Here is a 907-nt window from a genome sequence, read left to right as displayed (position 1 = left end):
TGTAACCGTCAAGTAGTTTTGAACACTTTTTGCTAATTAAGATTGAACACTTTTTTCTGCGAAAATGGTGCTCCTGTGTTTAATCCTGTAACTGTTCTCATTCAGGTGGATGACCTCCACCCTGTGAAGAAGCCGGTCTAGAATGGCCGTTGTGATGCCTTGATCTCCCATCAGCTCGCCCCATTGCTCCGGACCTTTATTTGAGGTCAGGATGATAGAACTTCGCTCGTAAAGGCCGTTGACCAGATGAAAGAATAGATTGGCTTCCCGTTGATCCATTGCCATATACATCAAATCATCAATGATAACCAAATCTGATTCCCTGATCCTTTTAAGCTGGGTTTTAGATTTAGACAAGTACTCTTCTGTCTTGAGCACATGAACCAGTTCTCCCATCGTGAAAAAGGTAACCTTAAATCCTTTCTGGATGGCCTCAAGACCCAGACCAATCGAAATATGGGTTTTTCCAACCCCGGGTGGCCCCAGGAGAATCAGGTTATATTGCTGTTCTAGCCAATTTAGCTCCCTTAGTTGATTCAGTTGCCGGGTGCTGATGGATCTCTGCTCCTCCATTCGAAACTCATCTAAGGTTTTCTGATAAGGAAATTTAGCCCATTTCAGCCTTCTTTCTATATTCTTCTCTTCTCTTCGGGTTAGTTCGTAGGTTAAGAGTTCCTCTAGGAATTCGTGATACGTCCAGGAAGATTGTTCGGCTTTACGCAATAATCCCGGCAGCCCATTTGCAGTCTCCGCCATCCGAAGATGGCGGAAGCGGTCTTGCAGATCCCTCAATGTGCTGTTCATTGTCTCGTGCCTCCAAGTATCTTGATATAATCGTCCAACTCCCTGACCTGTGCAGTGGCCTGTAAAGCGGGGATGTTTTCTTGCTTATGAATGGTGCTACGAG

Annotated in this window: 1 protein-coding gene; it reads right to left on the bottom strand. The window is 45.2% G+C overall.

Annotated elements, in window-relative coordinates; translation table 11 throughout:
- Window positions 1-36: 36 nt before the first annotated feature.
- Entirely contained in the window at window positions 37-804 is a 768-nt protein-coding gene (gene istB, locus WD019_RS21680; RefSeq protein WP_026675774.1) for an IS21-like element helper ATPase IstB, read from the bottom strand.
- Between the last annotated feature and the right edge of the window lie 103 nt (window positions 805-907).

It is taken from the genome of Fictibacillus sp. Mic-4 (genome assembly GCF_049843615.1).
In the GTDB taxonomy this organism is placed as follows: domain Bacteria; phylum Bacillota; class Bacilli; order Bacillales; family Fictibacillaceae; genus Fictibacillus_A; species Fictibacillus_A gelatini.
This window is presented reverse-complemented; position numbering and strand designations above follow the sequence as displayed.